General features: G+C 71.5%; 6 protein-coding genes and 1 rRNA gene. 3 read left to right on the top strand and 4 right to left on the bottom strand.

Annotated elements, in window-relative coordinates:
- Window positions 1-290: ribosomal RNA gene (locus tag ACFQ6N_RS33490) — 16S ribosomal RNA — on the bottom strand; the annotation flags it as partial.
- Between the two features lie 577 nt (window positions 291-867).
- On the bottom strand, window positions 868-1,872 hold the full coding sequence (locus ACFQ6N_RS33485) for a stage II sporulation protein M (RefSeq protein WP_380657395.1): 1,005 nt from the start codon (window positions 1,870-1,872) through the stop codon (window positions 868-870).
- Window positions 1,873-2,190: 318 nt separating this feature from the next.
- On the opposite strand from ACFQ6N_RS33485, the gene ACFQ6N_RS33480 reads away from it, so the two are divergent.
- Window positions 2,191-3,240: an RDD family protein gene (locus ACFQ6N_RS33480; protein WP_380657393.1), complete on the top strand. Its 1,050-nt coding sequence runs from the start codon at window positions 2,191-2,193 to the stop codon at window positions 3,238-3,240.
- Between the two features lie 74 nt (window positions 3,241-3,314).
- On the opposite strand, the gene ACFQ6N_RS33475 is transcribed toward ACFQ6N_RS33480, so the two are convergent.
- On the bottom strand, window positions 3,315-3,968 hold the full coding sequence (locus ACFQ6N_RS33475) for a hypothetical protein (protein ID WP_380657391.1): 654 nt from the start codon (window positions 3,966-3,968) through the stop codon (window positions 3,315-3,317).
- A 117-nt stretch (window positions 3,969-4,085) separates the two neighbouring features.
- Between ACFQ6N_RS33475 and ACFQ6N_RS33470 the strand changes: the two genes are divergently transcribed.
- Window positions 4,086-4,598, top strand: coding sequence for a SigE family RNA polymerase sigma factor (locus ACFQ6N_RS33470; RefSeq protein WP_380657389.1), 513 nt, complete (start codon window positions 4,086-4,088; stop codon window positions 4,596-4,598).
- Entirely contained in the window at window positions 4,595-5,689 is a 1,095-nt protein-coding gene (locus ACFQ6N_RS33465; RefSeq protein WP_380657388.1) for a hypothetical protein, read from the top strand. Before ACFQ6N_RS33470 ends, ACFQ6N_RS33465 begins: the two co-directional genes overlap by 4 nt.
- Before the next feature lie 173 nt (window positions 5,690-5,862).
- Here ACFQ6N_RS33465 and ahcY read toward each other — a convergent pair whose 3' ends face one another.
- Entirely contained in the window at window positions 5,863-7,311 is a 1,449-nt protein-coding gene (ahcY, locus tag ACFQ6N_RS33460) for an adenosylhomocysteinase (RefSeq protein WP_380657386.1), read from the bottom strand.
- Between the last annotated feature and the right edge of the window lie 113 nt (window positions 7,312-7,424).

Here is a 7,424-nt window from a genome sequence, read left to right as displayed (position 1 = left end):
TCAGGCCGGCTACCCGTCGTCGCCTTGGTAGGCCATTACCCCACCAACAAGCTGATAGGCCGCGGGCTCATCCTGCACCGCCGGAGCTTTACACCGACCCCCATGCGGAGGAAGGTCATATCCGGTATTAGACCCCGTTTCCAGGGCTTGTCCCAGAGTGCAGGGCAGATTGCCCACGTGTTACTCACCCGTTCGCCACTGATCCACCCCGAAGGGCTTCACCGTTCGACTTGCATGTGTTAAGCACGCCGCCAGCGTTCGTCCTGAGCCAGGATCAAACTCTCCGTGAATGTTTACTCGGCCCGAAGACCGGTGCACACCCGCGTTGAGCGGCACGGCAACCACCGGAATAGGGCGGTCCCGCGCACTGCGTCCTCGCTAGTGTTTGTTTCAAAAGGAATCTCCAACCCCGATCAGACGATCGAGGCCGGGGATGTCAACATATCTGGCGTTGACTTTTGGCACGCTGTTGAGTTCTCAAGGAACGGACGCTTCCTTCGGACCGCCTTCCAGCGGACCCTCCGGGCTTCGTTCTTTCGTGTTCCCAGCTTATCAGATGTTTTCCGCTCCGTTTTCCGGAGTTTCATTCATCCGATTCCCGCCGGCGGGATTTCCTGCGAACTTCGTACCGAAGCGTATCAAAGCCTTCGGTGTGCTCAGTCCGTGGGATTTGCTTCGTCAGAGGATGCGCATTTCGTAAAACGCGCTCGCCCTCGATTCGGCGGTGTCGTAGACACTAACGCCCGGGATCGACCGTTGTCCAGTCAGTCCCAACCGTTGAAACCTACTCGTCCGCCCCCACCACGTCAATGGTTTGGCCGAACGAAGAGAAGACTAGCAGGTCAGAGGGGTGCTGATCGCCAGGGCTCAGCCGGCGACGGGCTGCAGATCGGCCCGGTCGGCCGCGTCCACGTCGCCGAACTCCCCGCCCTCCGCGGCCTTCCGACCCAGCACCAGGGCATAGAGGAGGAACGCCGCCTCGGCCAGGACGCCGATGGCGATTCGCGCCCAGGTGGGCAGGCCGGACGGGGTGACGAAGGCTTCGAGGACGCCGGAGACCGCCAGCACCGTCGCCAGGCCCATGGACATACCGATGATCGAGCGGCCCTGTTCGGCCAGTGCGACAGCGCGCGTCCGCGGTCCGGGGTCGATGACCGTCCAGCCGAGGCGCAGGCCGAGGCCGCCGGCCACGAAGACCGCGGTCAGTTCCAGCAGTCCGTGCGGAATGAGCAGGCCGAGGAAGACGTCGAGGCGTCCGGCGGAGGCCATCAGCCCGACGCCGATGCCGAGGTTCACCACGTTGGTCCACATCACGTAGACCACGGGGATACCCAGGGCGATGCCGTACAGCAGGCACTGCACGGCGATCCAGGCGTTGTTCGTCCAGACCTGCGCGGCGAAGGAACTGGCCGGCCGGTCCGAGTAGTACGCCTCGTACTGTCCGCCGGGGCGGGTCAGCTCCCGCAGGTGGTCGGGGGCGACGAGGCTGTTGCGGACCTCCGGGTGGGTGGCCATCCACCACGCGAGCAACACGGTGGCGAGCAGTGAGATCACCGCGACGGGTATCCACCAGCGGCGCGCCCGGTAGAGCGCGGCCGGGAAGCTGACCGTGTAGTAGCGGGCGACGTCCTGCCAGCCGTTGGTGCGGGCGCCGGTCACGGCGCTGCGGGCGCGCGAGACCAGTCCGGTCAGCCGGCCCACCAGCGACGGGTCGGGCGCGGCGGCCTGGACCTTGGCCAGGTGGCCGGTGGCGCGCTGGTAGAGGGTGACCAGTTCGTCCGCCTCCTCGCCGCTGAGCCGGCGCCTGCGGGCGAGGGCGTCCAGCCGGGCCCACTCCCCCTGGTGGGTGGCGACGAAGACGTCCAGGTCCATTCGGCGGCTCCATGATCGGCGGTGGGCGCGGACGTGCGTGCGCGGGCGGGCTGGCGGGCGGTCGGGTACGTACGGGCAGGTACGGACGGACGCGTGCGGCCCCAGCATGCCAGCAGGGGCCCGCGTGGCGGCCCCCGGGGATCTCACTTCCCGTGCGCCCACCGGGCCCCGTATGTTGGCGGCTGCGGTTCGGACTGCGGAGAGCGGGTCGTGGGGGGCCGATCCGGTCCGATTCCCGCCCGGCACTGCCGCCCTCGGCGGTCCCGGATCTCCATGAGCGAGCCGTACCGGCTCCAAGAGCGTGAACGGACAGGTGTCTTGAGCGACCTGGTGACGGGTGAGGCGGTCGTCCTCGGCCTGCAGACGGCGAAGCTTCCGAGCCGGGCACTGGCGATCGTGCTCGACCTGCTCGTGGAGTTCGCCGCCCTTCTGGTGTTCACACTCCTCTTGAGCGTCGCCCTGGTCGACCTCGACGGCGCGGCGCTGGCGGCCACGATGATCGGCCTGATGGTGTTCTTCCTGGTCGCCGTCCCGGTGATGGTCGAGACCCTCACCAACGGGCGCTCGCTCGGCAAGGCCGCGCTCGGCCTGCGGGTGGTGCGCACCGACGGCGGGCCGGTGCGGTTCCGTCACTCGCTGGTGCGCGGGCTGGTCGGCTTCTTCGAATTCGTCGCGCTGACCGGCTCGCCGGCCGTGATCACCTCGGCGGTGCACTCGGAGGGCAAGCGGCTCGGCGACATCTTCGCCGGGACGGTGGTGGTCCGCGAGCGCACCCCGGTCACGGGCCGCGGCGGCTCCCCGCTGCCGCCGGTGCACCCGCAGCTGCTGCAGGCGATGGGCCACGAGCTGGTCGCGATGGACCTGTCCGCCGTCCCGGAGCCGCTCTGGCTCGCCGTTCGCCAACTGCTCGGCAGGATCGGCCAGTTGGACCCTGCGGTGATGAACCGGATGACCACCCGGCTGGCCGAGGACCTGGCCGCCCGGACCGGCCACCCGGTGCCGCCGGGGCTGCACCCGGCCGCGTACCTGGGGGCGGTGCTCACCGAGCGCCAGCGCCGGGAGTGGCTGCGTGCCGAGGAGCGGCTGCGTGCCGAGGAGCGGCTGCGGGCGGCCGCGCCGCTGCCCGGGCAGGTGCCCGTCCAGCGTCCGGCCCCCGTCCCGGTGCCCGTCACGACCGACGGCCGGCCCGTCCGGGTCCTCGGCATCCCGACGGCACCCGCGCCGGCCGCGCCGACCATGCCGGCCGCACCCATGGCCGCACCCACCCAGCCCGCGCCCCCGGTCACCGCCCCGGCTGTCCCGACCGCCCCGCCGGCCCCGTCCTTCGACAAGCCCGCCGCCGGCTCCGGCTTCGCCCCGCCGTCCTGAGCCCCACCATCCCGAGCCCCACCATCCTGAGCCCCGCCGTCCTGAGCCCCGCCGTCCTGAGCCCCGCTGCCCCGCTACTCCTCTTCTTCCTCCTCCTCGCCGCCGCCCACCCGCCAGGCGTTCGGCGGTGAGGCCAGTTCCTCCAGCTCGACCCCGCCCGCCGACAGCACCACGTCCCCCGCCAGGTGCACGACCTGCTGCTCCCCCGTCTCCAGGTCCGCGACCTGGTAGCGCTCGACCAGCAGCGGCCCCGAGTCCGTCTCGTGCGTGTCGACGCCCTCCAGCAGCCACCCCTGGTCGAGGGTGCGCGGCGCCAGCACCGGCTCGGTGAACGCGACCAGCCGCACCCGGGCGCTCGCCCCCTCCGCCAGCCGCAGCAGTCGGGCGGTGGCGACCAGGAAACCCGGCGAGCGGCCGGTGAAGGCGTGCGCCCGGTCGTGCCCCTCCAGCGCGTGCTCACCGGCCGGGTCCGCCGCGTCGGTCCGGACCCAGGCGACCCCGTCCACCGCCCCGCCGCGCACCTGCCAGCCCCCGGCCCGCAGTTCCATCCGCAGCGGCCGGGCCCGCGAGTCCAGCGTGAGGTCGACGCCGCCGATCACCCGGCCGTCCGGCGCGTAGGTCTTGGAGACGTACCGCCAGCCGGCCGCCCCGGGGGCGCAGCTGAAGCGCTCCTCACCGAGCAGGACGTGGTCGTGCGTGTCATGGAGCGAGTACCGGCCATTGGGCATGCCCGAAAGCCTACGTGGGCGATTTTCGAACCCGCGTGCAACGTTCGGGCCGCCCGCTCGCATTAGGGGGGTGATCGGCGCGGCAGCGCGCCGACGCCACGACGAGAGGAGGTGCGGATGGCGAAGCAGGAACGCGACGCGGAGTTCACGGAGTACGTGGCGTCCAGGAGCGGCTGGTTGCGGAAGGTCGCCTATCTGCTGTGCGGGGACTGGCACCGGGCCGACGACCTGGTCCAGGAGACCGTCACCAAGCTGTACGTGAACTGGGCCAGGGCCGCCCGGGTGGAGAACCGGGACGGCTACGCCCGCCGGGTGCTGGTCAACACGTTCCTGGCCGAGCAGCGCTCCCCGTGGTGGCGCCGCACCGTCCGCACCGCCGTCGAGCCGGACACCGCCGCCGCGGGCGTCGATCTGGACGTCTCGCTCGACCTGCGGCGCGCCCTGGCCGCGCTGCCGCCGCGCCAGCGGGTCACCGTGGTGCTGCGCTACTACTGCGACCTGACGATCGACCAGGCCGCCGAGGCCCTGGGCTGCTCCTCCGGCAACGTCAAGAGCCAGAGCTCCCGCGCGCTGGAGACCCTCCGCAGCGGGCTCACCGCCCGTCCCACCGTCGTCGAGAGGATGTCATGACCGCCACCGACCCGCACGACCTGGCCACCCGTCTGTCGGCCCTGGCCGACGAACCGGCGCCGCCTCCGGGCTTCGACACCGGCCGGTCCATGGCCGAGGGCGCGGCCCGGCTGCGCCGCCGCAGGCTGGCCGTGACCGGTGTCGTCGCGGCCGCGACGGCCGCGGTGGTGGCCGGCGGCACCCTCCTGCTGCCGGGTAACGGCACCGCCGCCCCCGTCCTGCCGGCCGCGCCCGCGGCCGGCGCCCCGTCCCCGGTGGCCACCGCGTCCCCGACGGCCACACCCTCCCCGACCGCCGCACCGGACCGGGCCGACCCGCTGACCCCCGAACTCCGGTTCGGCTGGCTGCCGGAGTGGGCCGGCGGCGAGAACGGCACCGGCTACCAGACCGGGTTCCACGGCGTCGAGCTGCAGGCGAGCGGCAAGGGCGGGAACGCCCCGCGGCTGCGGCTCTCCCTGTACCCGGCCGGGTCCCGGCCCCTGATGACCGGGCCGCCCGGCAGCGACATCCGCACCGAGGAGGCCGAGCCGGTCGACGGCCGCACCGCCTACTGGGTGGTCTCCGGCGCACGGCCGAACGACAGTCCCACCCTGCGGTGGCTGACGCCTTCGGGCCGCTGGGCGGAGCTCGCGGGCTCCGACGGCCGGCCGGCCGACATCGGCCGGGAGGTCCTGCACAAGGTGGCCGCCGGAGTCCGGTACGACACCTGGGACGTCCCGCTGCCGGTGCGGTTCACCGGACTGCCCGAGGCGTTCAAGGCCACCAATGTCCAGCTGAGCCGTCCGGGCTCGGACGGCAAGGGCGCCTGGAGCATGTGGCTGATGCTCGAAGCGGAGGGCAAGACCGTCTGGTTCTCCGTGAAGCCGGCCACCGCGGGGGCGCAGACGCCGCCGTCCGGGAAGGACGGCGTGCCGGTCACCGGGCCGAACCCGCCGCAGTGCGCCACCGACAACGGGGTGCAGGTGTGCGTCGGGGCCGGGGACGAACTGCCGCCCTCGCTGGCGCAGCTCGGCGGACTGCCGTGGATGCTCGCCCACACCAAGGCTCTCGGCGTGGACGCGGGCGCCTGGACGACCGAGGTCCTGCGCTAGGGACGGCCGACATCCCGCGCTGAGCGCGGCCGACATCCCGCGCTGAGCGCGGCCGACATCCCGCGCTGAGCGCGGCCGGACGCGCCGGTGGCCGGCACCCCGAGCGGGGTGCCGGCCACCGGCGTTCGCGGCCCGCCGCCTCGACGGCGGCTCACCGCGACGGGCTCACCGCATCAGTAGCGGTACTGCTCCGCCTTGTACGGGCCCTCGACCGGGACGCCGATGTAGTCGGCCTGGTCCTTGGTCAGGGTGGTGAGCTTCACGCCCAGCGCGTCGAGGTGCAGACGGGCGACCTTCTCGTCCAGGTGCTTCGGCAGCACGTAGACGCCGATCGGGTACTGCTCGGTCTTCGTGAACAGCTCGATCTGGGCGATCGTCTGGTTGGCGAAGGAGTTGGACATCACGAAGGACGGGTGGCCGGTCGCGTTGCCCAGGTTCAGCAGGCGGCCCTCGGACAGCATGATGATGGTGTGGCCGTCCGCGAAGCGCCACTCGTGGACCTGCGGCTTGACCTCGGTCTTCACGATGCCGGGCAGCTTCGCCAGGCCCGCGATGTCGATCTCGTTGTCGAAGTGGCCGATGTTGCCGACGATCGCCTGGTGCTTCATCTTCTCCATGTGCGAGGCAAGGATGATGTCCTTGTTGCCCGTGGTGGTGATGAAGATGTCCGCGATCGAGACGACGTCCTCCAGGGTGGTGACCTGGTAGCCGTCCATCGCCGCCTGCAGCGCGCAGATCGGGTCGATCTCGGTGATGATCACGCGGGCGCCCTGGCCGCGCAGCGACTCGGCGCAGCCCTTGCCCACGTCGCCGTAGCCGGCGACGACGGCGACCTTGCCGCCGATCAGCACGTCGGTGGCGCGGTTGATGCCGTCGATCAGCGAGTGGCGGCAGCCGTACTTGTTGTCGAACTTCGACTTGGTGACGGCGTCGTTGACGTTGATCGCCGGGAACAGCAGGGTGCCGTCACGGTGCATCTCGTACAGGCGGTGGACACCGGTGGTGGTCTCCTCGGTCACGCCCTTGATGGTGGCGGCGACCTCGGTCCACTTGTTCGGGGTGTCCTTCAGGGTGCGGTTGAGCAGCTCCAGGATGATCCGGAACTCGTCGTTGTCCGCGGTGGACGGGTCCGGCGCGGCGCCGGCCTTCTCGAACTCGACGCCCTTGTGGATCAGCAGGGTGGCGTCGCCGCCGTCGTCCAGGATCATGTTCGGGGTCTTGCCGTCCGGCCAGGTCAGCGCCTGCTCGGTGCACCACCAGTACTCGTCCAGGGTCTCGCCCTTCCAGGCGAAGACCGGCACGCCCTGCGGGTTCTCCGGGGTGCCCTCCGGGCCGACCGCGATGGCGGCGGCCGCGTGGTCCTGGGTGGAGAAGATGTTGCAGGAGCACCAGCGGACCTCGGCGCCGAGCGCCGTCAGGGTCTCGATCAGCACGGCGGTCTGGATGGTCATGTGCAGCGAGCCGGTGATCCGGGCGCCGGCCAGCGGCTGCGCCTCGGCGTACTCGGCGCGGATCGCCATCAGACCGGGCATCTCGTGCTCGGCCAGCTGGATCTCCTTGCGGCCGAACGGCGCCAGGGAAAGGTCGGCGACCTTGAAGTCACCGGTGATGTCGGTCGACATGCGTCTGCTCCTCGCTGATGGGGGTGGGGCCAAAGGTCCGGGCGTGTGTCGCGCGCGGCGGGCCGTACGGAGGTACGGCCGCGCCCAGGCCGCCGGACCCCGCGATGGCGGAC

Origin of the sequence: Kitasatospora sp. NPDC056446 (assembly GCF_042796115.1) — a bacterium.
Taxonomy (GTDB): Bacteria; Actinomycetota; Actinomycetes; order Streptomycetales; family Streptomycetaceae; genus Kitasatospora.
The sequence above is the reverse complement of the archived record's forward strand: the minus strand, read 5'-3'. Positions and strand labels throughout refer to the sequence as shown.

Excerpts from the sequence above, each read along its gene's own strand:
- ACFQ6N_RS33485 (WP_380657395.1), bottom strand. The coding sequence starts at position 1,872 with ATGGACCTGGACGTCTTCGTCGCCACCCACCAGGGGGAGTGGGCCCGG.
- ACFQ6N_RS33475 (WP_380657391.1), bottom strand. The coding sequence starts at position 3,968 with ATGCCCAATGGCCGGTACTCGCTCCATGACACGCACGACCACGTCCTG.
- ACFQ6N_RS33470 (WP_380657389.1), top strand. The coding sequence starts at position 4,086 with ATGGCGAAGCAGGAACGCGACGCGGAGTTCACGGAGTACGTGGCGTCC.
- ACFQ6N_RS33465 (WP_380657388.1), top strand. The coding sequence starts at position 4,595 with ATGACCGCCACCGACCCGCACGACCTGGCCACCCGTCTGTCGGCCCTG.
- ahcY (WP_380657386.1), bottom strand. The coding sequence starts at position 7,311 with ATGTCGACCGACATCACCGGTGACTTCAAGGTCGCCGACCTTTCCCTG.